Raw genomic sequence first — 22,930 nt, forward strand, 5'->3', positions numbered from 1 at the left:
CCTTCGTCCCCCAGTGACGTGGTGTTGAGAGATGGCCTGCTGGCATCGACGACCGAGAGGGCTGACTCCCCTTCGCGAATGGAACCCCGACTGGGGCGGATGTCCCACAGCTCGGCGACCGGTCGGCGCCGTCAGCCAATCTCGCGGATCGCCGCGGCGCTTGTCAAGGATCAGGCGGTCGTGGCGAGGGTCGTGGAGGCGGCGAGGAGTTGATGGCCGAGCGCGGTGCGGTGGTAGAGCACGGCCCGGCCGTCGCGGCGGGACGTCACGACGCCGGCGTTGCGAAGGATGCTCAGGTGAACGCTGAGCGTGGGGGCGGAGACGCCCAGCTGGTTGGCCAGATGGGTCGTCGACATCGGCAGGTCGAGGTGGCTGACGATCGCGGCCCGGGTGCGGCCGACCAGGTCGGCGAGCGGCGAGTCGGTGGTCTCCTGGCGGTCCTCCCACAGCCGGCCGAGGCCGCGCGGCGGGTACGTGATGGTCGGGACGTGCGGCGCGCCGGTGACCGCCAGCCCGGCCGGCCAGGTGAACACGCACGGCACCAGCAGGACGCCCTGTCCGGCCATCGGCTCGCCGTCGCAGCAGTACGGCCGGTCGATGTCGATCCGATCGCCGCTGAACTTGATCGACGGGTGCAGGTTGCGGAACAGCCGCTCGATGCCGCCGGCGGCCAGCTCGTCCAGCCGGAACGCGAGGTCCTCCTGCAGCAGCGACCGCATCCGCCGCCAGTCGGGCTCGATCGCGCGCCGCCAGTACGTCTCCAGCGCCGAGGTGATCAGGTCGAGCGCCGCCGCCGGCCGGGCGATCAGGTCCGGCAGCATCGGATGCGGAGTGGCCCGGTACAGCCTGGTCAGCTCGGCCGTCGCCAGCGCGTGCGGTGTCGCGGCGATCGCGGCGAGACCGGACTCCAGGCTCGTCGACCGTCGCGGCGGGGCCGGCGTGAGGAAGTCCGGGATGTAGCCGGCCGACGGGATGAGGGCCCTGAGCAACGTCAGGTCGTCGCCCTCGATCGCCGGCCGGACCTTCTGCAGCCACGGGCCGTGCACGCTCCGCGCCGTGTTGTTGCTCAGCGCTCGCACGCTCGTGACGGCCTCCCAGACCGGTGACAGTGCGAACCGGATCCGCCCGATGTCGCCGGCGTTCAGCCTGATCGTGATCACCGGCCAAGATTAGCCGTGAGCCTAATCGTCGACAAGGTCCGGGCCGTTCGCGGACAGTTGCCCCATGAGTGCAACAGCCGTCGGCAACCCCACGTCCACCGCGCTGCCGCGGGCCTTCTGGGCGTTGTGGGTGTGCCAGCTGGTGAACCGGCTCGGCAGCTTCGTGCAACCCTTCCTCGTCCTCTACCTGACCCAGGACCGGCACCTCTCCGCGGGCACGGCGGGCGCCGTCGCCGCTGCCGTCGGCCTGGGATCGGTCGCCGCGCAGCTCGTCGGCGGTTTCCTCACCGACCGCATCGGTCGCCGGCTGACGATGCTGATCTGCTTCTTCGGGACCGGCGCCGCGCTGGTCCTGCTCGGCTCGGCCCGGTCGATGGCGCTGGTCTGGGCGACCGCGTTCCTGGTCGGCCTGCTCGGTGACCTGTTCCGCCCGGCGGTCCAGGCGACCGTCGCGGACCTGCTGCAGCCGACCGAGCGGGTCCGCGCCTACGGTCTGCTGTTCTGGGCCATCAACCTCGGCTTCTCGGTCTCGACGGTCGCCGCGGGCGTCCTGGCCTCCTTCGGGTACGGCCTGCTGTTCTGGGTGAACGCCGCCACGTCGGTGATCGCCGGGCTGGTGATCTGGACGATGGTGCCGGAGAGCCGCCCGGCGCCCGTGGCCGGGGCGGCGAGCCGGGCGCTGCTGCCGGTGGTCGCGCGCGACACGGTGTTCCTGCTGATGATCCTGATTCAGATCGGCTACGCGACGATCTACATGCAGGGCTACTCGACTCTTCCGCTCGCGATGGCGGGTGACGGTCTGTCGTCGCGGGTCTACGGCCTGGTGATCGGGCTGAACGGCGTCGTGATCGTGCTCGTCCAGCCCTTCCTCGGCCGGTGGATGGTCAAGCTCGACCGCCCGAAGCTGCTGGCCGCCTCGATGCTCGTCGTCGGACTCGGGTTCGGCGTGGGTGCGGTCGTGCACAGCTGGTGGGGTTACGCGCTGTCGGTCGTGGTGTGGACGCTGGGGGAGATCGGGTTCGCCGCGGTCATCGGCGCGGTGTTCGCCGACCTCGCCCCGATCGACCTGCGCGGCCGGTACATGGGTCTGTCCGGTATGGCGTTCGGCGTCGGGACGGTGATCGGCCCGCTCGCCGGGACGAACGCGCTCGAGCACCTCGGCCCGACCGTCACCTGGCTCGGCTGCGCGGTCCTCGGCGTCACGATCTTCCTCGGCCAGTACGCACTGGCTCCCGCTCTGCACGCCCGCGCCGCGTCGAACGCCGAGGTGGCCTCGTAGGGTTGCAGTTATGAGCGAGCGGACGATCGACGTGGTGGTGTTCGACATCGGTGGGGTGCTGCTGGATTGGAGTCCGACGTACCTGTACGCCGACCTCATCCCGGACGAGGGGCAGCGCACGCACTTCCTGACCAAGGTGGCCACGCCTGCCTGGAACCACCAGCAGGACGAGGGTCGTCCGTGGGCGGAGGCGGTCGCGGAGCTGACCAGCCTGCACCCGGAACACGCCGAGTGGATCGAGGCCTACGACACGGGGTGGCTGAAGATGGTGAAGGGCGTGTTCGAGGACACCGCCGACGTTCTCGCGCAGCTGCAGGCCGCCGGCGTTCCGACGTACGCGTTGACGAACTTCTCCGGTGAGAAGTGGGAGGTCGCGAAGGAGGCGTTCCCGATCCTCACCCACTTCGACGGCGAGGTCGTGTCCGGTGTCGAGCAGACCGTGAAGCCGGACGAGAAGATCTACCGGATCCTGATCGAGCGTTTCGGGCTGGACCCGGCGCGCACGTTCTACACCGACGACATGGCGTACAACGTCGACGGCGCGCGGGCGGTCGGGCTCGACGCCGAGGTCTTCACCGGCGCCGCGGATCTGCGAATCCAGCTGCGTGAGCGGGGTCTGCCACTAGAGTGAGCCGGTGACGTCGATGCCGGAAGACCGCTCGCCCGCGATCGGGGACGTGGATCGCAACGCGGCGGTGGAACGCGTCCAGGCGGCGTACACCGGCGGGTATCTCACCCACGACGAGATGGAGCAGCAGCTCCACCAGGTGCTGTCCGCCAGGACCCGCAAGGATCTCGAGGTCGCCGTCGCCGCGCTGCCGGCCGAGCAGCCGGGCCGCTCGGCGACCATCGGCGCGTCCGCCGGCCGGATCGTCCGGCGCGGTGTGTGGCGGGTGCCGCGGCACCTCAAGGTCGAGTCCCTGCACGGGCGGGTGCGGCTGGACCTGTCGCAGGCGCAGTTCGAGCACGGGGACGTCGACATCGAGCTGAACGTGCTGCACGGCGGCGTCAAGATCACGCTGCCGCGGGACGCGGTGGTCGACTTCGACGCGGTCCGCACCGAGTGGAAGGACACCCGGTACAAGCCGGCGCGCAACTCCACCGGCGACGGCCCGCGGATCCGGATCACCGGCGTGATGGGCTTCGGCCGGCTGAAGATCCGGCACGCGCGCCGCTAGAGCGCTGCCGAGATGGTCTCGGTGTACGTCGGGGAGCTCGCCAAGTACGCGGCCTCGACGTACACGGTGTTGTCCTGGCACGTCATCGGCGTGAGCGCGACGCCGGGCTTCGCGGCGTACAGCCGCTGCGGGGCGGCGAGACCGGGACGCCAGCGGTTGATCTGGTAGGTCTCCTCGCCGGCCGGGCTCACGGTCCTCGTCTCCCACAGGATCCAGTTGCCGCAGGCAAGAATCGTGTCGGTGACGACGGTGCCGAGCGGGCGGGCGGGGGAGTCGCCGGACTCCCGGACGTACGCCTTGCTCTGGTACTGGTCCGGGTCCGAGGCGCCGACCTCGGACCACACGGTCGCGCCACGCAGGGTCGCGCCGCTCCACTGGATGCAGTTGGTTGCTGCGGGCACCGGCTGTGCGGCACCCGCGGACAGCGGAGCGGCGAGGAGGCGCTTGCACCGGCGGGCAGTCTCCGGCGCGACGATCGCGCTGAACGTCACGGTGTCGGCCGACACCACCGGATCGGCCACGTAGCCAGGCGCCGCGACGCAGGTGACGGTGCGCGACTTCAGCGTCGTCAGGTCGGCGACGACCAGGCAGGAGCGGTTCTTCGCGTCGGTGGAGCTGTACGCGAAGGTGCCGTCGTACGCGCCGATCTCCGGCTCGGACACAGGCGGCAGCGCGGCCGGAACGGTGGCCTTGCCGGTCGTGAGGTCGTAGCGGACGACCTTGATCTGCGGGTCAGGCCCGTCGGAGCGGATGTCCTCGACCAGCGCCCACCGATCGTCGATGACGACCGGCGACTGCGCGACGAACCCGCTCGCCGGGACGTGCCGGACGACGACCTTCTTGCTGGCCCGGTCCGCGATGGTCGTCGTACCGGCCTCGTCACTGCCACGCGTGACGACGTATTTGCGCTGCCGCGTCACGAGATGCTGCCCGTCGACCGGCTGCCGCAGAACATTCGCCCAGGCCGGCAGCGCGGTACCGGTGTCCGTCGGGCGGGTCGGCTGGGGCTGTGTCGTCGGTGCTGCTGACGTGGTCGGTGTGCGGCTGGGGGACGGGCTGCTCTGCGGCGGTTCGGAGGAGCAGCCCGCGACGAGCAGCACCAGGAGGGTGCCTGCGGCAACGGTACGACGACGCATTTACAGCCCGATGTTCTGGAAGGAGTTGGCCAGGGTGGCGTTGAACAGGGCGCTGGCGGGGATGTTCTTCGGGCCGTCGGTGACGTTGCCGCGGCTGTTGAAGCGGCGCTCGTTGAACACCTCGAAGATCGCGATCGTGCCCTTCGCCTGGTCGTAGCCGCGGCCGACCTGGTAGTGGCCGCTGTGGTTGAAGGCCAGGTACGGGAAGTACCGCTTGAGGAGCTGCACGTGCTCGATCACCGGGGCCTTGTACACGCCGAGGTGTTTCTGGTGCACGGTGAAGAAGGTCTGCGCGGTCCAGTGCGAGACGTTCTGCACGATGTACGTGCCGGCCGACTTGGGCCACGCGGTCTTCAGGTTGGTCTGCTTCACCATCGCCGAGATCGCCGTACCGGACGTGGTCGAGCCGAGGTCCTTCGCCCACGACGCCTGGGTGTCCTTCTGGTTGTCGTCGGCCCAGTCGATCGACTGGAACGTCGCCGGACCGCACCAGTACCCCTTCTCCTGCGAGGTCTGAAACCCCTTCATCAGGTACGCCGAGGCAGGTGCGGCGACCGGCGCCACCGGAGTCGTCGGCACCGCGGTCGGCGTCCCGCCGGTGGGAGCGGTCCGCGTCGGCGCGACAGTGGGAGTGCCGGTCGGCGTGACAGTCGGCGTGCTGGTCGGTGCCGTGGTTGCTTCGTCCGGAGGTGTCGTGGGCGCGGTCGGCTGTGCGCTCCGCGGTGTCTGCTGTGTCTCTGGGTTGGGCGGCGGCGTCTCGGCTTCGGCGAGTTCGCGGAGTTCGCGGGCCTTCGCGCGGCCGTTCCACGCGGCTTCCATCTCGTCGAGTTCGGCGGTCACCCGCTGGGTCTTCGGCAGCGCGGCCCGCTCGGCCACGAACGCGGCCGGCGTCAGATCACCGGTCGAAATGTCCTGCTCGGCACCTACCTCGTCCGCGGCGCGAAGGCTCGGCTCGGCCATCAGTGCGTGCCGCTGCGACCCGGTCGGCACCTCCTGCACGAACCCGAGCCCGAGGCAGTAGTTCTCGGCGTCGAGCTTGAAGCATCGGAGCATCGACGCGGCCTGCGCGGAGGTGTCGGCCGAGCGGAGCTGCACATCGCCCGGCGACGTCTCGCTGACCTGCTTCACCACCTCACTCCACGACCGCGCCGCAGGCTCACCGGAGCTCGACTTCGGTTCCGCGGTAGGTTCCGGGGTCGGCGTCGTCGGACCGGTCGGTCCGGTGCGGAACTCCGGTTCGCGCGGCTGGTAGGCCTGGGCGGTGAGGGGTGCCTGGACGAGCAGTGCACCCAGGAGGACCAGTGTTGCTCCCCGTGCTGCTGTGCGCATTGGGTCTCCCGAGCGGCGTGTGACGGCAGTGACTGAGGGTACGCCTGGGACCACAGTACGTGCTTGTGGCAACAAACGGGAGGGGCCTCCCACCGGAAACGGCTCCGGCGGGCCAACTAGACTTGCCCGGTCCCGGTTCGTGGAGCCCTGTGGAGAGTCTGTGTCGGTCCAACCCATCCGTCTGTTCGGCGACCCCGTTCTGATCACCAAGGCCGAGCCGGTCGTCGACTTCGACGCCGAGCTGCGCCGCCTGGTCGCCGACCTCACCGACACCATGCAGGACGCGCCCGGATCGGGGCTGGCCGCGCCGCAGATCGGCGTCGGCCTGCGGCTGTTCACCTACCACGTCGAAGGCGAGCTCGGGCACCTGATCAACCCGGAGCTGACGCTGTCGCTGGAGGAGCAGTTCGGCCCCGAAGGCTGTCTGTCGATCCCCGGCCTGACCTTCGACTGCCGCCGGGCCCAGTCGGTGATCGCGAAGGGCTTCAACATGTACGGCGACCCGGTGGTGATCGAGGGCTCCGACCTGCTGGCGCGCTGCATCCAGCACGAGACCGACCACCTGGACGGCGTCCTGTTCGTGGACCGCCTCGACCGCGAGACCCGCAAGCAGGCGATGAAGGCCATCCGCGAGGCCGAGTGGTCGGGCCTGGGCGGCCCACCGCAGATCAAGGTCTCCCCGCACCCCACGAACGGATTCGGCCTGTGAGAGTCGTCTTCGCCGGTACGCCGGAACCCGCTGTCACCGCGCTCGAGGCGATCGTCGCCAGCCGGCACGAACTGGTCGGTGTCGTCACCCGCCCGGACGCGCCGGCCGGCCGCGGCCGGAAGCTGGTCGCGTCGCCGGTCGCGCAGTACGCCGAGGAGCTGGGCGGCGTCGAGATCCTGAAGCCGGTGAAGCCGAGTGACCCCGAGTTCCTGGCCCGGCTGCGCGAGATCGCCCCGGACTGCTGCCCGGTCGTCGCGTACGGCGGTCTGCTGCCGCAGGCGGCGCTCGACATTCCGCGGCACGGCTGGATCAACCTGCACTTCTCGGTACTGCCCGCGTGGCGCGGCGCCGCACCCGTGCAGCACTCGATCATCGCGGGCGACGACGTGGCCGGTGCGAGCACGTTCCGGATCGTGAAGGCGCTGGACGCCGGACCGGTGTACGGCGCACTCACCGAACCGATCGGCCCCGAGGACACCTCGGGCGACCTGCTGCACCGGTTGGCGGTGTCGGGGTCGAAGCTTCTCGTCGACACGCTCGACGGCATCGAGGCCGGCGTGCTGGAGGCCCGCGAGCAGCCCGCTGACGGCGTGACGCTGGCGCCGAAGATCACCGTCGAGGACGCGGAGCTGGATCTGACCGCGCCGGCGCAGCGGGTCGATCGGCTCGTGCGCGGCTGCAACCCGGCGCCGGGTGCGTGGACGATGTTCCGCGGCGAGCGGCTGAAGGTGCTCACCGTACGGCCGACCGACGACGACCTGAAGCCCGGTGAGCTGCGGGCGACGAAGTCGAGTGTGCGCGTCGGCACGGGGAGCAAGGCGGTGGAGCTGGTGACGGTTCAGCCGCAGGGCAAGAAGCCGATGGCCGCGCCCGACTGGGCCCGCGGCGTGCGCCTCACCGACGAGGACCGGCTGGGACCTGCGGCGTGAGCGATCGGAACGCGCGGAACAGGGCGCCGCAGCGGCGGCCGGATCCGGTACGGCGGGTCGCGTACCAGGTCATCCGGCAGGTCACCGGTGAGGGCGGGTACGCGAACCTCGCGCTAAACAAGGCGCTGCGGGAAGCACGACTCGGCGGGCGGGACGCGGCGTTCTGCACCGAGCTCGTGCACGGCACGCTGCGCTGGCAGGGCACGTACGACGCCTTTCTGAAGCGGTGCGTTTCGCGGCCGCTCGCCGACCTCGACCCCGAGCTGCTGGACGTGCTTCGCCTCGGCGCGCATCAGCTGCTCAACATGCGGGTGGACTCGTACGCCGCGGTGGACGAGATGGTCACGTTGACTCGGTCCGAGCTCGGTCAGAAGCGCACCGGCCTGGTGAACGCCGTACTCCGCAAGATCAGTCAGCGCACGCTGGACCAGTGGATCTCGACGACCGCGCCACACCCGGACGATGATCTCCTCGGCTACCTGGCGATCGCCGAAGCACATCCGCGGTGGGTGATCGAGTCGTTCGACCGTGCACTCGCCGCTGGTCCGGGCGCCGCACCGGCGGGTGAGGCCGCGAACGAGCTGGAGCGGTTGCTGGTTGCCGACAACGAGCCCCCTCGGGTGACGCTGGTGGCTCGTCCTGGGCTTGCAGATGTGGATGAGTTGGTCGCGGCAGGCGCGACGCCGGCGCGGTGGTCGCCGTATGGGGCTGTGCTCGACGGAGGTGGGGATCCGGGGCGGATCGAGGCCGTCGCGACCGGGCGGGCTGGTGTGCAGGACGAGGGGTCGCAGCTGGTCGCGGTCGCGCTGGCCTCGGCAAAGGTCGACGGGGACGACGCGCACTGGCTGGACCTGTGCGCGGGCCCGGGCGGCAAGTCAGCGCTGCTGGCGGCGCTCGTCCAGGACGGTGAGCTGACCGCGGTCGAGCCGCTCAAACACCGCGCGGAACTCGTCCGCCAGAACCTGCGCGCGATCCACGGCAACCACAAGGTGCTCGTCGGCGACGGCACGAAGCCGACCTGGCCGGCTGGGTCGTTCGACCGCGTGCTGGCGGACGTGCCGTGCAGTGGTCTCGGTGCGCTGCGCCGCCGCCCGGAAGCGCGCTGGCGCCGTACGCCGGAGGATGTCGAGGAGCTCCGCCCGCTGCAGGAGGCGTTGCTCGACTCGGCGATCACGTCCGTCCGGCCCGGCGGGGTGGTGGCGTACGTGACCTGCTCGCCGCATCCCGACGAAACCCGCGCGGTGGTCGACGCCGTCCTGGGCCGTCGCGGCGACGCGACCCTCGACGACGCGCGGCCGCTGTTCCCCGGCGTACCGCACCTGGGCGCCGGTCCGGATGTCCAGCTCTGGCCGCACCTGCACGGCACCGACGCGATGTATCTGGCGCTGATCCGCCGGTCATGATGCGGACCTGCTGTCAGGCGCTATTGGTCGAACGGTGATGATAGTGCGGTGACCACCACCGCCACCCGTCCCGCCCCTTCGACCCGGCGGCACCACGTCGTCGGCCTCGCCTCGGCGTTCGGGATCGGGATGCTGGTAGCGGTCCAGTCGCGTTTGAACGGTGAGCTCGGGGGCATCCTCGGCGACGGCATCCCCGCGGCGCTGATCTCGTTCGGCACCGGTCTGCTGATCCTGTTGGTCGCCACCGCCGTCGTACCGCCGGTGCGGCGCGGCCTGGTCACGGTGTGGCGCACGATCCGGCGTCCGATGCGCGGGTACGGCGGCCTGCGCTGGTGGCAGTGCCTGGGCGGAATCGCGGGGGCGTTCCTCGTGGCGACGCAGTCGATCACCGTCTCCGTGATCGGTGTGGCGGTGTTCTTGGTGGCGGGCGTGGCCGGGCAGGCGATCAGCAGCCTCGTCGTCGACCGTCTCGGTTTCGGTCCGGCAGGCCCGCAGCCGCTGACCGCCGTCCGCATAGTCGGTGCGGTGATCGCGTTGGTGGCGGTCGGCCTCGCCGTGTCCGAGCAGTTGAGTCACCCCGACGGCCTGATGCTGGCGATCTTGCCTGCGCTGGGCGGCGTCGGCACGGCTGTGCAGCAGGCAATCAACGGACGGGTGGCGCGGACCGCGTCCTCCGACGCGTATGGCGCGGTCGCGGCCGGAGTGGTGAACTTCCTGGTCGGATTCGTCGCGCTGCTGCTCGTGTTCCTCGTCGATCTCTCGCTCCGCGGTGCGCCACGGCACCTGCCGAGCGAACCCTGGCTGTACTTCGGCGGCGCGTGCGGCGTGATCTTCATCAGCGCCGCGGCGGCAGTGGTCCGGGTGGTCGGCGTCTTCGTGCTCGGCCTCGGCACGATCGCCGGTCAGCTGATCGCCAGCCTGTTCATCGACATCTTCCTGCCGGTGGCCGACAAGCCCGTCACCACACCGGTCGTCGCCGGCACCCTGCTCGCCCTGGTCGCGGTGGTGGTCGCCGCGATCCCTAACCTCCGCCGCATCTGACGAGCGCGGGGCGGACCTCCACCACTCAACAACTGCTGCCCGCCCCGGCGCCCGACGCTCAGCGCCGGCCGACGGCCACCTGCCGGGCGGGGTTACTGAGTGGCGCAGGTCCGCACACCTCAGGTTGCCGCGGCCGCAACGACTGGTTTGCGGCGCAGGGTCAGCAGGCCCTGGGAGACGGCGACGCCGAGCAGGACGACGAGACCGCCGACGGGCTGGTACCAGGTCAGGTGCTCATGCAGGACGAGGATGCCGACGACGATCGAGAAGATCGGCATCAGGTACGTGACCATCGACGAGCGGCTGGCGCCGATCAGGCGGATGTTGCGCATGTTCAGGACGAAGGCCAGTCCGCTGCCCAGCGCGCCCAGGGCGAGCACGCTCAGCACGGTCTCCGGCGACAGCGACCACGGCGCGGGCGGCGCCTGCCTGGTGACCAGTGGGGCGACGACGGCCAGCTGGACGGTTGCGCACAGCAACAAGCTGGTGGACAGCGCGGTGCCGGACAGCGTCGTACCGGCCAGGAACCGTTTCTGGTAAGGGATCGCGAGCCCGTACGACACCGCGGCGAGCATGCACAGCGCCTGACCGGCCAGGTTCGCGCCGCCCTGCACCCGCCAGGCGCCGAGGACGACGAGCATCCCGGCGAAGCCGATCAGCAGCCCGATCCCGCGCTGCGCCGAGAACTTCTCGGTCCGAAAGATCAGCACCGCGATCGGCAGCACGACCAGCGGGGTGATGCCGTTCCAGATCCCGGCGAGCAGCGACGGGATCCGCTCCTCGCCGTACCCGAACAGGGTCCACGGGATCGCCGAGCCGATCGCCCCGACCACGAACGAGTGCGCCCACAGCCACGGGTCGCGCGGCAGCGGCTCGCGCTTGGCGATCAGGATCGTGAGCAGGACAACCGATCCCGCGATCACCCGGCCGAGCGCGAGGTAGAGCGGCGGCAGCTCGCGGACGCCGACCGAGATGAACAGGAAGCTGCAGCCCCAGATGGCCGCCAGCGCCAGCATGATCGGGAGCCAGGCCCGGACCGGGGCCGCCGTACTGTCAGGAGTCGTTACCGTTCTCACTCCTGACATCCTGCACTACTCCCCGGACAGTTCGCGCATTTTTATCCGTATTCGGGCAGGCGGTAGCGCGCGCTGTCAGGACCGAGAGAGGATGACGCGCATGAATGCCTTCGACGTGGTCGCCGTCCGCAAGCAGTTCCCTGCGCTCGACGAGGGAGCCGCGCACTTCGATGGCCCCGGCGGGTCGCAGACCCCGCAGGCCGTGGCCGACGCGGTGGCGCACACCATGACCTCGGCACTGGCCAATCGCGGCCGGCTGACCGCCGCCGAGCGCCGCGCCGACGAGATCGTGGTCGGCGCCCGGCAGGCGATGGCCGACCTGCTCGGCACCACCGCCGAGGGGATCGTGTTCGGCCGCAGCATGACGCAGCTGACCTACGACTTCTCCCGCGCGCTCGCGAAGACCTGGTCCGCGGGTGACGAGGTGATCGTCACCCGGCTCGACCACGACGCGAACGTGCGTCCCTGGGTGCAGGCCGCCGAGGCCGCCGGCGCCACGGTCAAGTGGCTCGGGTTCGACCCGGAGACCTCCGAGCTGGACGACATCGCGCCGCTGCTCACGGACCGCACCCGTCTGGTCGCTGTCACCGCGGCGTCGAACCTGCTCGGCACCCGTCCGGACACGCAGCGCATCGCCGACCAGGTCCACGAGGCCGGCGCACTGATCTACGTCGACGGCGTCCACCTGACGGCGCACGCGCCGGTCGACGCGCGGTACGCCGACTTCTTCGTGTGCTCGCCGTACAAGTTCTTCGGCCCGCATCTCGGCGTGCTGACCGCGGCGCCGCAGCTTCTCGAGACGCTGCGGCCCGACAAGCTCCTGCCGTCGACGGACGCCGTACCGGAGCGCTTCGAGCTGGGCACGCTCCCGTACGAACTGCTCGCCGGCACGACGGCCGCGGTCGACTTCATCGCCGGGCTCGGAGGCAGCGGCACGACGCGGCGCGAGCGGCTGATTACGTCGCTGCGGAGCGTCGAAGTGCATGAGGACGGGCTGCGTGACGAGCTGGAGGCGGCCCTGAAGGCGATCCCGGGTGTCACCCTCTACGGCCACGCCGCGCACCGCACGCCGACCCTGCTGTTCACGCTCGACGGGCACACGCCGGGGGAGGTGTCCGAGCATCTCGCGAAGGCGGGCGTCAATGCCCCGGCCGGCTCGTTCTACGCGTACGAGCCCGCGCAACACCTCCGGCTCGGCGCGGCGGGCGCGGTCCGGGCCGGTCTCGCGCCGTACACGGACCGCTCCGACGTGGAGCGTCTCGTCGCCGCCGTGACCGCCTTGACCGGCCCGAGCGCGACTAACTAAAGTCTCTGGGGAAATTAATCACCCCGAGGAGTCAGGTGAGAGAACCGAGCGCTGTTTTCGTCCAGGCGGACCCCTCGGACGGCTTGGCCATTCCGGCACGCGCCGGCATCGAAGTCAGCTGGAACGACGGGACGGTCGAGGTCACCGCGGCGAAGGTCTCCCGGGTCGCGCTGCGCTGGTCGGAGAAGCTGCCGAGCGACGCCCTGATCCTCGGCGACGCGTGGGAACGCTCGTACGGCGACCTGCAGTGGCGGCACCGGCAGCCCGAGCGGCTGCTGCCGTGGTACTTCCTCGCCCACTCCGCCGCGGGCACCTTCGGCATGGGCGTCGACGTGCAGCCGAACGCGTTCTGCGCCTGGACGGTCGACGGCGATGGCTTCACGTTGTGGCTCGATCTGCGGAACGGCGACGGCCCGGCGCTTTTGGACGGTCGTACCCTGACAGCAGCGGTCGTGCGACGATTCGAGGACGTCGGCACACCCTGGCAGACCCTGCACGCAGCGGTCGCCACCATGAGCACCCGGCTACCGGCGCGACCTGAGCCCGCGCCGGTGGCCGGGCCTGTTGCCGGGCCAGTTGTAGGTGCCAACAACTGGTACTACGCCTACGGCGAGAACTTCGACGAGAAGGCCGTCCTGAAGGACGCGTCGACCATCGTCGAGCTCGCCGACGGCCACCCGGTGAAGCCGTTCAGCGTCGTCGACGACGGCTGGTACCCGGGCGGCATCGCCTCCGGCGGCCCCTGGGACCGCGGCACGCCGGGCGTCTTCGACGACCTGGCGGGTACGGCGGCCGCGATCAAGGCGATCGGTGCGCGCCCGGGCCTGTGGTTCCGCCCGCTCCTGGTCCGCGAACCCAGCCGGTGGGCGAAGTCCGGCTCGCACGACAAACCCGGCCGTGCGCTCGACCCGACCCGCCCCGAGGTCCTCGACGGCGTGCGCTCCGATCTCGAACGCTTCCGGTCCTGGGGATTCGAGCTGGTCAAGCACGACTTCAGTACGTACGACATCTTCGGCAACTTCGGGCCGGCGATGGGATCCCGCCTGACCACCGGGGGCTGGCAGTTCCACGACCGGTCGCGGACGACGGCCGAGATCGTGCTGGCGTTCTACCGCGAGATCCGGGCGGCGGCCGAGGACGTCGTACTGATCGGCTGCAACACCGTGGGCCACCTCGCGGCCGGGCTCGTCGACGTCCAGCGGACCGGCGACGACACCTCCGGCCGGGACTGGGAGCGGACCCGGAAGATGGGGGTGAACACCCTCGCGTTCCGGCTCCCGCAGCACAACCGGTTCTTCACGGTCGACGCGGACTGCGTCCCGTGCACGCCGCAGACGCCGTGGGAGCTGAACGAGCGGTTCCTGGATCTCGTCGCCCGGTCCGGTACGGCGCTGTTCCTGTCGATCGACCCGGCGGCGCGGACGGACCGCACGGACCGTGCGTTGCGGGACGGTATACGGTTGGCGCTCGACGGTGGTGCTGCGTCGGAAATCGAGCCGGTCGACTGGCTGGTCAACACCACTCCGAACGAATGGCGCACGGGTGGGGACACCATCCGGTACGACTGGTCGCAACCGTGGGGTGCGGATCCAATTGGTTAGACGGGGGACGAACCTCGATCGCGTCGGGGGCTTCAACGACGCCGTGGTGCTGGACGCGATCCGCCGCAGCGAGCAGCTGAGCCGCGTCGAGCTCGCCGAGGCCACCGGTCTGTCCGGCCAGGCGATCTCGAACATCGCGCGCCGCCTGCTCGACGCGGGCCTGGTCCGCGAAGCCGGACGGTTGCGGGGCGCGGGACTGGGCAAGCCGCGGACCCTGCTCGAGCTCGAGCCCACCGGCCGGTACGCCGTCGGCGTCCACCTCGACCCGTCCGTCGTCACCGTCGTCCTGCTCGACCTGACCGGCGAGGTGGTCGCGCGGCGGCCGGTGGACCAGTACGCCGACGACCCCGGCCTGCTGATCGACGGCATCGCGAAGACGATCGAGGAAGTGATCGCCGAGGCGGGCGCACCGCGGGACCGGGTCACCGGCGTCGGGATCGCCGCGCCCGGGCCGATCGACGTCGAGCGCGGCGTGGTGGTCGACCCACCGAACCTCTCGACCTGGCACCTGGTGCCGCTCCGTGACGAGCTGGCCGAGCGCACCGGCCTGCCGATCGTCCTGGACAAGGACGTGACCGCGGCCGCCTCCGCCGAGCGGTGGGCCGGCCAGGGCGGCAGCTTCGTCTTCTTCTACCTCGGCACCGGCGTCGGCGCCGGGCTGGTGATCGGCGACGAGGTGGTCCGCGGCTCGTCCAGCAACGTCGGCGAGATCGGCCACGTGATCGTCGATCCGGACGGTCCGCTGTGCTACTGCGGCCGGCGCGGTTGCGTCGGCGAAGCCAGCCAGCCGCGGTTCCTGGTACAGCAGGGCGTCCAGGCCGAAGTGCTTGCCGAGGGCATCGACCTGGACGACCGGCAAGCCGTCGAGGCGGCCTTCTCCCGGCTGTGCGCGCTGGCCGCGGACGGCTCCGCGCCGGCGCGGGCGATCGTCACCGCGCTCGCGGAGCGGATCGCCAAGGTGGTCGAGGACATCGCGAACCTGCTCGATCTGGAGCGGGTCGTCTTCGGCGGCCCGCACTGGGAACAGCTCGCACCGGTCCTCGACGCCGCGGTCCGGGAGGCCTTGGAAGGCCGGTTCCTGCTGCGGGCGGTGCATCCGTTCGAGGTCACCGGTACGGCGCTCGGCGTGGACGTCGGCGCGATCGGCGCCGCGAGCCTGGTCCTGGACCGGACCTTCTCGCCCGACCCCTCTCTCGGCCTGACTCTTGATGGTGAAAGGTAGATGTGTTGATGATCGACCCCGAGGTCCTCGCCCGCGCCACGGAGGCTGTGCGGAAGGCCGGCGGCGACGACGTGATCGCGGAGATGTTCCGGCGCTCGATGGCCGAGAACCTGCCGGCCGTCGCCGAGCGGCTGCCGGACGGGACCACGTTCGTGCTCACCGGCGACATCCCGGCGATGTGGCTGCGCGACTCGGCCGCTCAGCTGCGCCCGTACCTGCTGCTGTGCAAGGACGATCCGGGCCTGCAGGAGATCCTGATCGGCGTGCTGCACCGGCAGCTCGAGTACGTCGTCCTGGACCCGTACGCGAACGCCTTCAACCAGGAGGCGAACGGCGCCGGTCACGTCACCGACGAGACCGAGATGTCGCCGTGGGTGTGGGAGCGCAAGTACGAGATCGACTCGCTGTGTTTCCCGCTCGAGCTGGCCTACCGGCTGTGGCGGATCACCGGCCGCGCGGACGTGATCGACGACCGCTTCCGGGCCGCCGCGGAGGCGATCGTCGAGCTGTGGACCGTGGAGCAGGACCACGAGGCGCGCTCGCCGTACCGGTTCCAGCGGCACGACGATCGGCCGTCGGACACCCTGGTCCGCGAAGGACGCGGGCGGCTGACGCGACCGACCGGCATGTCGTGGAGCGCGTTCCGGCCGAGTGACGACGCGACCGAGCTGGGCTTCAACGTACCCGGGAACATGTTCGCCTCGGTGGTGCTCGGGTACCTGCAGGAGATCGCGACCGAGGTGCTACGGGACGAGCCGCTGGCCGACCGGGCGAAGGCGCTGAAGGCCGAGATCGACGAGGGCATCGCGACGTTCGGCACGGTGGATCATCCGGTGCACGGCCGGGTGTACGCGTACGAGGTCGACGGCCTGGGCGAGACGCTGCTGATGGACGACGCCAACATGCCGAGCCTGCTGTCGATCCCGCTCACCGGGTACGCCGCGCCGGACGACCCGACGTACCTCGCCACGCGCTCCCTGCTGCTCAGCCCGTCGAATCCCTACTACTACAGCGGTACGGCGGCCGCCGGTATCGGCAGCCCGCACACCCCGCCGCGCTACATCTGGCACATCGCGCTCGCCGTGCAGGGGATCTCCAGCACGGCGGCGCAGGAGCGCCAGCAGTTGCTGGAGCTCCTGCGCGACACCACCGGCGGCACCGGCCAGATGCACGAAGGCTTCGACGTCGACGACCCCACGCAGTACACCCGCGAGTGGTTCTCCTGGGCCAACGCGATGTTCTGCGAGCTCGCGCTGGTGCACGCCGGGATCAGGTGACGTCGCGGCGCCGCGTGGTCCAGGCCGCGAGGACGGCGAACACCGCGCAGTAACCGATCAGGGTCAGCAGCGCCCGTCCGCCGCCGACGGCATCGCGGACGCCGGGTGGTGCGTCGGCGGCGGCCATGCCGGTGACGCTGAAGACGAGTGAGCCGGCGTTCGTACCGGGCAGCGCGTTGGCGAGCCAGTCCAGGCTCGGCAGCAGACTGCTCACGACGCCCGCCAGCAGCGTCTCGATGCCGAGGATCCACACCACGCCGAGGCCGATCGGCAACGCGACGTTGCGGAAGGCAACAGCCAGGACGGCTCCGGCGAGGCACCACATCATCAGCACCAGCCAGCCGCCGCCGAGGCCTTGCAGGAGATCGACGATGCCCGGCCAGTTCGTCGAGCCGTTCTCGGCCGCGGCGATGCCGAGGCTGCACAGCGCGCAGGCGGCGAAGATCCCGAGCACCCAGAGCGCGATCATCGTGGCCAGCGCAAGGAACTGCGCGCCGAGGATCGTGCCGCGCTGCGGGCGCTGGGTGAGGACGGTCTTCAGCGTGCCCCAGGTGTACTCGCCGCCGATCACGATCGCGCCCAGCACGAGCGCGAGCGCGCCGGCGAAGATCGGGTAGCCGCCGATCGTGTTGTCGACGACGCGTTCGGGCAGCATGCCGCGCAGGATCTCGGCGCGCGGTACGCCGTTGGTCTGCGGGTTGTCGTCGCCGGTCGCGTAGCCCAGGTACGGCAGCAGGTACCCGAAGATCAGGCTCAGCACCAGGCCGGCGCCGAACAGCACCCAGACGGCGGATCGCTTGCGGAGCTTGAGCAGTTCGGCTCGGTAGCTACCCAGCATCGGTGGTCTCCTCCCCGGCCGACAGCTCTGTCGACAGCTCTGTGGTCAGCTCTGTGGTCAGCTCGAAGAAGATGTCCTCGAGCGCGCGTTCGGTGGTGTGCAGCTCGGACACCTCGATACCGGCCTCGACGAGCGTCCGGTTCACCTCGGCGGCCTTCGCCGGATCCACCTGCACCCGGAGCGTGTCGTCGTAGCGGTGGACACTGCCGAAGCGGGTCAGGATCGACTGCGCCTGGTCCTTCGGTGCGGCCCGGACCACCAGTTCCTGCTCGCCGCGCAGCTCGTCGACGGTGTGCTCGGCAACCATCCGCCCGGCGTTGATGATGCCGACCCGGTCGCAGATCTGCTGCACCTCGCCGAGCAGGTGGCTGGACAGCAGCACCGTCCGGCCGCCGGTGCCGAGCTCGCGGATCAGGCGGCGCATGTCGCGCATCCCGGCCGGGTCGAGGCCGTTGGTCGGCTCGTCGAGGATCACCAGCTCCGGGTCCTTGAGCAGCGCCGCCGCGACGCCGAGGCGCTGCTTCATCCCCAGGGAGTACGTCGAGAACCGGTCGGTCGCGCGATCGGCGAGGTCGACGAGCCCGAGCACCTCGTCGATCCGCTGTCGCGACACCCCGGCGTACTCGGCCAGCAGCCGCAGGTTGTCCAGGCCGGACAGGTACGGGTAGAACGCGGGCGACTCGATCATCGACCCGGTCCGCCGCAATACGCCGGACTCACCCGGCCAGCCGCCCAGCACCCGCACCCGGCCGCTCGTCGGCGCGATCAGCCCGGTGAGGATCCGGAGCGTCGTCGTCTTGCCCGCCCCGTTCGGCCCCAGGAACCCGTACACCTCACCCGGCAACACCGTCAGATCGACACCGTCAACCGCCAAGGTGTCGCCGTACCGCTTCGTCAGCCCGCTGACCTCAACTAGCGCATCCATACCTAGAGCCTGGCTGTCAGCCCCCACGTCCGGCGTCGCCCTGGAGGAGTCACCGGCCCTACCCCTGGGGGAGTAGTCAGGTACTGGGATTGGTCTCCAGCCGTTGCACACTGCCGGCCGCGAGAGCTTCCGCCACGTGCTCGAAGCCGCTCCTGATCAGGTCGCCGTAGTCCCCGGCGGGGAGCTTCGAGAGGTTGGCCTCCGCCGCCGCGAGGTGCTCTCGGGCTTCTTCGGGCCGACTCAGCCGGCGGTAGTCGTCGGCGAGGCTGAGGTGCAGCGACGGCAGCCACTGGTCGTCCGAGACGAGCTCCAAAGCCCGCAGATCCCAGCTCAGCTCGTCCTCGGTCTCCTCCTGCACATCGGCGAGGAAATGCGCGATCACGCACCGGGTCGCCGGGTCGTCGATCTCCTCCCAGAGCGCGGTCAACCGGGTGCGGGCAGCCTCACGATCCCCGCCCCGTCCGGCCTCGACAGCGGCGGTGATCTCCTCCAGTCGCATCATGCAACCACCCTCGCCCCTCGACCAGCTGGAAGGTCAACTCCGCAGACGAACCCGTGCAGTCTCGACAGGACGTATCCGTCTGCAACCAGGCACCAGACCTCGAATCACGCGAGCCGACAGCCGCGAGTTGCAGAGACGTCCTGTCGACCTTGCACGCGTCGGCAGGTCAACCGAGCCAGCCGGGCCGCACGAGCCCGGTTTGATAGGCGACCACCACCAGCTGGGCGCGGTCGCGGACGCCGAGTTTGATCATCGCGCGGCTGACGTGGGTTTTCGCGGTCGCCGGGCTGAGCACCAGCCGCCCGGCGATCTCGTCGTTCGACAGGCCTTCGCCGACCAGCGCGACGATCTCCTTCTCGCGTTCGGTGAGGACGTCGAGCTCCTTGCTCGCATGCGGCTGCCGCGACCGCGACGCGAACTCCGCCACCAGCCGGCGCGTCACACCGGGGGACAGCAGCGCGTCACCGCGCGCCACCACCCGCACGGCCTGCAGCAGTTCGACCGGCTCGGTGTCCTTCACCAGGAACCCGCTCGCCCCGACCCGCAGCGCCTCGAACACGTACTCGTCGAGGTCGAACGTCGTCAGGATCACCACGTGGACGTCGGCCAGCTCCGGATCCGCGCCGATCTGCCGCGTCGCCTCGAGCCCGTCCGTCCCGGGCATCCGGATGTCCATCAGTACGACGTCGGGCTTGTCCCGCCGCGCCACCGCGACGGCCTCGGCGCCGTCCGCGACCTCGCCGACCACCGTGATGTCGTCCTCGGCGTTCAGCAACGACCGGAACCCGGCCCGCACCAACGCCTGGTCATCCGCCAGCAGCACCCGAATCATGCGCGGAGCCTATGCGAGCCCCGCGTCATGTGCGAGCAGCGCGATCTGCGTGCGGTTGCCGAGCTCGAGTTTGGTGAGGATGTGCGAGATGTGCGCCTTCACGGTCGCCAGGCTCATGAACAGCTCGGACGCGATCTGCGCGTTCGCCTTGCCCTGCGCGACCGCGAGCATCACGTCGTACTCGCGGGGCGAAAGCCGCTGCAGCTTCTGTTGCGCGATCGTGTGGGCGTCAGCCTGGGTGGCGGCGCGGTCCATCAATCGGCGGGTGATCGCCGGCGACAGGATCGGGTCGCCGGCCGCGACCCGCCGGACGGCGTCGACGATCTGCGCGGGCGGCGTGTCCTTGAGCAGGAACCCGCTCGCCCCGGCGCGGAGCGCGTGCAGGACGTTCTCGTCGGTGTCGAACGTGGTGAGCACGACGACCTCGGGCGGGTTCGTCCGCGCCCGCAGCCGCCGGGTCGCGACGATCCCGTCGACCCGCGGCATCCGCAGGTCCATCAGCACGATGTCCGGGAAGTGCGCGTCGACGGCCGCCGGTACCTCGTCCCCGTCGGCGGCCTGCGCGACCACGGAGATCCCGTTCGCACCGTCCAGCATCATCTCGAGGCTGGCCCGTACCAACGCGTCGTCGTCCACCACCAGCACCCGGATGTTCACGAGGGCCACGGTAGCGAGGCCTCCAGCCGGAACCCGCCACCGGGCACCTGCCCGTGGTCCAGCGTGCCGCCCGCGAGCTGGACGCGCTCGGTCAGCCCGACCAGCCCGGTCCCGCTCCCGGGCGCCAGCGGCCTACCGTTCGAGGCCGGGTTGGTCAGCTCGATCCGCAACCGATCACCCGGTTCGCCGGACACCAGCACGGTCACCGGGTGTCCGGCCGCGTGCTTGCGGGCGTTGGTCAGCCCCTCCTGCACGACCCGGTACGCCGTCCTCCCGGTTGCCGGCGGCAAGGATGCCGGATCGGCGACCTGGTCCTCGTACGCGATCGTCGTACCGGCGTCGCGAGACTCGTCGACCAGCGCCCGGAGGTCCCCGAACGTCGGTTGTGGTCGGCCTTCGTACACGTCTTCGTCGCGCAGCACGTTGATCACCTCGCGCAACTCGTCGAGCGCCTGGTGGACGCCGGTCCGGATCACGCCGGCCGCCTTCGCGAGCTTCTCCGGTGACGAGTCCGGGCGGTACTCGAGCGCACCGGCGTACGTCGCGAGCAGCGAGAGGCGATGGGCGAGGACGTCGTGCATCTCGCGGGCCATCTTGGTGCGCTCGAGCGATCGCGCCTCGGCGACCCGGCGGCCCTGCTCGGCCTCCGCGCGCCGGGCGCGTTCCCGCAGCGACTCCAGCAGCTGCTGCCGGGCCTGCGTTCCTTGACCCCAACCGAGCAGTGCGGCGTGCACGGCCACGTCCAGGACGGCGAACCAGAGGAACGGGAGGCCGTGGATCGGTTGCCACAGGCCCTGGATCAGATGCGCGACGGTGCCGATCACGGCGACCAGGATCGCCGGACGCCACGGGCGGCGCATGGCCACGTTCAACGTGCCGAGGGTGGAGGGCGGTGTAGCGGCGGGGGAGAGGGCCGCCAGGACGGCGAGTGCGATCGCGCCCGGCACCGGGCGGCGGAGCGCCACCGGGATCAGCGCGACCGCGACGACGCCGACCGCGATGTCGAGGAACAGGAACTTGTCGTGCTCCGGATCCGGCAGCCGCCCGACGATCGTCAGCGCGACGAGCACGCTCATCGCGCCGGTCGCGACAAGGTCGACCTGTCTCGACGGCTTCGGCGGCACACACTCCTCCATGCCGCCGACCCTAGGCGGTCAACCTCGATCGGCACCACCAACCAAAGTCGAACCCCCACAGACTTCCGGCCGCCCACCCCCAGCCCCACGACCGATGCCGCCACCCCCCACTCCACAAGAAGGTGATCCCACAACCCCATCACCCCAGGAGCCCTCAATGCACAACCACACATCCCAGCCCAAGCCCACGGGCCAGTCGCAGCGCGCGGCTCATTCCCAGCCCACGGCCGAGGCACTGCCCGCGGCCCCCGCGCTGCCTGCCGACCCGGCTGCCTCGGCGGCTCCTCGCCGGGTTCCTGGGCGTAGCCGCCTGGCCGTTGTCGGGGTTGCCGCTCTTGCAGCGCTCGCTGACTGGGCGATTCTCGGCCCGCTCGCCGGCATCACCTTGGAGGCCCGACAGGGCGGCACCCAGCACATCGGCGCCGCCGCCGTGGTCGTCTCGACTGTCTTCGTCGCGCTGGCAGGCTGGGCCCTGCTCGCGATCCTCGAGCGCCGTACGCCGCGCGCCCAGAACATCTGGACCGTCGTCGCCGCGATCGTCTGCACCACCTCGCTCGGCAGCCCGCTGACGAACGGCATCGGCCTCGGCGCGAAGCTCGGCCTCGCGTCACTCCACCTGGTCGTCGGCGCGGTCGTGATCCTGGGCCTGCGCCGCACCGCCCTCAGCGCCGCCGAACGGTGCTAACTGGGCTGCCTGGTAGAACCCCCGGATGTGCGCGGTCACGAGCCCGGCCGCGCGCTCCGGCTCACCGCCCCGCACCGCCGCCAGGATCGCCCGGTGCTCGGCCCGCAGCCCGACCGCCGTCGCCTCCCAGTCCGGGAGGTTCGGTACGGCGGCCAGCACGTACCCGTGGATCGCCGACCGCAGCGAGGTCATCACCGCGGCGATCAGCACATTCCCCGCCAGCCCGGACAGCGCAACGTGGAACTCCGCGTCGAGCACGTGGAACTCCTCCGGCGACAGCGCGGTGTCGTCCATCCGGTCGAGCAGCTCCTCCGCGACCTTCAGCTCGTCCGCTTCGAGTTCCCGCGCCGCGGCCTCCCGCGCCGACCAGGACTCCAGCAGCAGCCGGGTCTGCACGACGTCGCCCATCGGCAGGTGGTTGGTTGCCAGGTGCAACCGCAGTACGGCGGTCAGCGGCGACACCGGCTCCGCCACGATCACCGCGCCGGCCTCGGGCCCGGAGCCGGTCGCGGTCCGCACCACGCCCATCGCCTCCAGCACCCGGACCGCCTCCCGCACCGACGGCCGGCTGATCCCGAGTTGCTCGGCCAGCGCCCGCTCACCGGGCAGCCGCCCGCCGATCCGCAGCCGCCCGGCGGCCAGATCGGCCTCGACCCGGTGCAGGACCAGCTCGTAGTTCTTCATGTGGACGAGCCTATCTGTGTGGTCG

At 70.8% G+C, this 22,930-nt stretch carries 23 protein-coding genes; 12 read left to right on the forward strand and 11 right to left on the reverse strand.

Features of this window, described 5'->3' with window-relative positions; all coding sequences use genetic code 11:
- Window positions 1-170: 170 nt before the first annotated feature.
- The gene (locus AB0I12_RS02875; RefSeq protein WP_359923623.1) at window positions 171-1,160 is read right to left on the reverse strand and encodes a winged helix-turn-helix domain-containing protein; all 990 of its coding nucleotides are present in this window, start codon (window positions 1,158-1,160) and stop codon (window positions 171-173) included.
- A gap of 64 nt (window positions 1,161-1,224) precedes the next feature.
- On the opposite strand from AB0I12_RS02875, the gene AB0I12_RS02880 reads away from it, so the two are divergent.
- Genes AB0I12_RS02880 through AB0I12_RS02890 form a run of 3 tightly spaced genes read left to right on the forward strand, consistent with a single transcriptional unit; the run spans window position 1,225 to window position 3,617 of the window.
- On the forward strand, window positions 1,225-2,439 hold the full coding sequence (locus AB0I12_RS02880) for an MFS transporter (protein ID WP_359923625.1): 1,215 nt from the start codon (window positions 1,225-1,227) through the stop codon (window positions 2,437-2,439).
- 10 nt (window positions 2,440-2,449) lie between these two features.
- Window positions 2,450-3,070, forward strand: coding sequence for an HAD family phosphatase (locus tag AB0I12_RS02885; RefSeq protein ID WP_359923628.1), 621 nt, complete (start codon window positions 2,450-2,452; stop codon window positions 3,068-3,070).
- Between the two features lie 13 nt (window positions 3,071-3,083).
- Window positions 3,084-3,617: a DUF1707 domain-containing protein gene (locus tag AB0I12_RS02890; protein WP_359925121.1), complete on the forward strand. Its 534-nt coding sequence runs from the start codon at window positions 3,084-3,086 to the stop codon at window positions 3,615-3,617.
- Here the strand turns inward: AB0I12_RS02890 and AB0I12_RS02895 are convergent.
- Together AB0I12_RS02895 and AB0I12_RS02900 are read right to left on the reverse strand one after the other, a co-directional pair.
- Complete coding sequence (locus AB0I12_RS02895) at window positions 3,614-4,753, reverse strand: hypothetical protein (protein WP_359923629.1); 1,140 nt, start codon at window positions 4,751-4,753, stop codon at window positions 3,614-3,616. The two genes, AB0I12_RS02890 and AB0I12_RS02895, sit on opposite strands and share 4 nt — an antisense overlap.
- Window positions 4,754-6,082: a C39 family peptidase gene (locus AB0I12_RS02900; protein WP_359923631.1), complete on the reverse strand. Its 1,329-nt coding sequence runs from the start codon at window positions 6,080-6,082 to the stop codon at window positions 4,754-4,756.
- 160 nt (window positions 6,083-6,242) lie between these two features.
- Here AB0I12_RS02900 and def point away from each other — a divergent pair, with 160 nt between their 5' ends.
- Genes def through AB0I12_RS02920 form a run of 4 tightly spaced genes read left to right on the forward strand, consistent with a single transcriptional unit; the run spans window position 6,243 to window position 10,164 of the window.
- Complete coding sequence (gene def, locus AB0I12_RS02905) at window positions 6,243-6,791, forward strand: peptide deformylase (RefSeq protein WP_359923633.1); 549 nt, start codon at window positions 6,243-6,245, stop codon at window positions 6,789-6,791.
- A complete protein-coding gene (fmt, locus tag AB0I12_RS02910) occupies window positions 6,788-7,720 on the forward strand; it encodes a methionyl-tRNA formyltransferase (RefSeq protein ID WP_359923635.1) in 933 nt (310 codons plus the stop codon). Before def ends, fmt begins: the two co-directional genes overlap by 4 nt.
- The gene (locus AB0I12_RS02915) at window positions 7,717-9,123 is read left to right on the forward strand and encodes a transcription antitermination factor NusB (RefSeq protein WP_359923638.1); all 1,407 of its coding nucleotides are present in this window, start codon (window positions 7,717-7,719) and stop codon (window positions 9,121-9,123) included. The genes fmt and AB0I12_RS02915 overlap by 4 nt, the downstream gene beginning before the upstream one ends.
- 48 nt (window positions 9,124-9,171) lie before the next feature.
- Window positions 9,172-10,164, forward strand: coding sequence for a DMT family transporter (locus AB0I12_RS02920; protein WP_359923641.1), 993 nt, complete (start codon window positions 9,172-9,174; stop codon window positions 10,162-10,164).
- A 119-nt stretch (window positions 10,165-10,283) separates the two neighbouring features.
- Here the strand turns inward: AB0I12_RS02920 and AB0I12_RS02925 are convergent, their stop codons facing one another.
- On the reverse strand, window positions 10,284-11,240 hold the full coding sequence (locus AB0I12_RS02925) for a DMT family transporter (protein ID WP_359923644.1): 957 nt from the start codon (window positions 11,238-11,240) through the stop codon (window positions 10,284-10,286).
- A 100-nt stretch (window positions 11,241-11,340) separates the two neighbouring features.
- Here AB0I12_RS02925 and AB0I12_RS02930 point away from each other — a divergent pair, with 100 nt between their 5' ends.
- Genes AB0I12_RS02930 through AB0I12_RS02945 form a run of 4 tightly spaced genes read left to right on the forward strand, consistent with a single transcriptional unit; the run spans window position 11,341 to window position 16,646 of the window.
- A complete protein-coding gene (locus AB0I12_RS02930) occupies window positions 11,341-12,546 on the forward strand; it encodes a cysteine desulfurase-like protein (protein WP_359923647.1) in 1,206 nt (401 codons plus the stop codon).
- Between the two features lie 35 nt (window positions 12,547-12,581).
- A complete protein-coding gene (locus tag AB0I12_RS02935) occupies window positions 12,582-14,147 on the forward strand; it encodes a hypothetical protein (RefSeq protein ID WP_359923650.1) in 1,566 nt (521 codons plus the stop codon).
- The gene (locus AB0I12_RS02940) at window positions 14,140-15,369 is read left to right on the forward strand and encodes an ROK family transcriptional regulator (protein ID WP_359923652.1); all 1,230 of its coding nucleotides are present in this window, start codon (window positions 14,140-14,142) and stop codon (window positions 15,367-15,369) included. Before AB0I12_RS02935 ends, AB0I12_RS02940 begins: the two co-directional genes overlap by 8 nt.
- 8 nt (window positions 15,370-15,377) lie before the next feature.
- Complete coding sequence (locus AB0I12_RS02945; RefSeq protein WP_359923655.1) at window positions 15,378-16,646, forward strand: glycoside hydrolase family 125 protein; 1,269 nt, start codon at window positions 15,378-15,380, stop codon at window positions 16,644-16,646.
- Here the strand turns inward: AB0I12_RS02945 and AB0I12_RS02950 are convergent.
- The 6 genes from AB0I12_RS02950 to AB0I12_RS02975 form a co-directional block, all read right to left on the reverse strand.
- Window positions 16,639-17,484 carry an ABC transporter permease gene (locus AB0I12_RS02950; protein WP_359923658.1) on the reverse strand — a complete coding sequence of 282 codons (846 nt, stop codon included), beginning with the start codon at window positions 17,482-17,484 and terminating at the stop codon, window positions 16,639-16,641. The two genes, AB0I12_RS02945 and AB0I12_RS02950, sit on opposite strands and share 8 nt — an antisense overlap.
- Window positions 17,474-18,409 (reverse strand): ABC transporter ATP-binding protein, encoded by a 936-nt coding sequence (locus tag AB0I12_RS02955; RefSeq protein WP_359923661.1) that lies wholly within the window; start codon window positions 18,407-18,409, stop codon window positions 17,474-17,476. The genes AB0I12_RS02950 and AB0I12_RS02955 overlap by 11 nt, the downstream gene beginning before the upstream one ends.
- Window positions 18,410-18,485: 76 nt before the next feature.
- Complete coding sequence (locus AB0I12_RS02960) at window positions 18,486-18,911, reverse strand: hypothetical protein (protein WP_359923664.1); 426 nt, start codon at window positions 18,909-18,911, stop codon at window positions 18,486-18,488.
- Between the two features lie 166 nt (window positions 18,912-19,077).
- Window positions 19,078-19,743 carry a response regulator transcription factor gene (locus tag AB0I12_RS02965; protein WP_359923666.1) on the reverse strand — a complete coding sequence of 222 codons (666 nt, stop codon included), beginning with the start codon at window positions 19,741-19,743 and terminating at the stop codon, window positions 19,078-19,080.
- Between the two features lie 9 nt (window positions 19,744-19,752).
- Window positions 19,753-20,400 (reverse strand): response regulator transcription factor, encoded by a 648-nt coding sequence (locus AB0I12_RS02970; RefSeq protein ID WP_359923668.1) that lies wholly within the window; start codon window positions 20,398-20,400, stop codon window positions 19,753-19,755.
- Window positions 20,397-21,536 carry a histidine kinase gene (locus tag AB0I12_RS02975; RefSeq protein ID WP_359923671.1) on the reverse strand — a complete coding sequence of 380 codons (1,140 nt, stop codon included), beginning with the start codon at window positions 21,534-21,536 and terminating at the stop codon, window positions 20,397-20,399. The genes AB0I12_RS02970 and AB0I12_RS02975 overlap by 4 nt, the downstream gene beginning before the upstream one ends.
- Window positions 21,537-21,693: 157 nt before the next feature.
- On the opposite strand from AB0I12_RS02975, the gene AB0I12_RS02980 reads away from it, so the two are divergent.
- Window positions 21,694-22,221: a DUF6069 family protein gene (locus AB0I12_RS02980; protein ID WP_359923673.1), complete on the forward strand. Its 528-nt coding sequence runs from the start codon at window positions 21,694-21,696 to the stop codon at window positions 22,219-22,221.
- Here the strand turns inward: AB0I12_RS02980 and AB0I12_RS02985 are convergent.
- Window positions 22,144-22,905, reverse strand: a complete 762-nt coding sequence (locus AB0I12_RS02985; protein ID WP_359923676.1) for an FCD domain-containing protein — start codon at window positions 22,903-22,905, stop codon at window positions 22,144-22,146. The genes AB0I12_RS02980 and AB0I12_RS02985 overlap by 78 nt on opposite strands.
- Window positions 22,906-22,930 lie beyond the last annotated feature (25 nt).

It is taken from the genome of Kribbella sp. NPDC050459 (assembly GCF_040655315.1).
In the GTDB taxonomy this organism is placed as follows: domain Bacteria; phylum Actinomycetota; class Actinomycetes; order Propionibacteriales; family Kribbellaceae; genus Kribbella.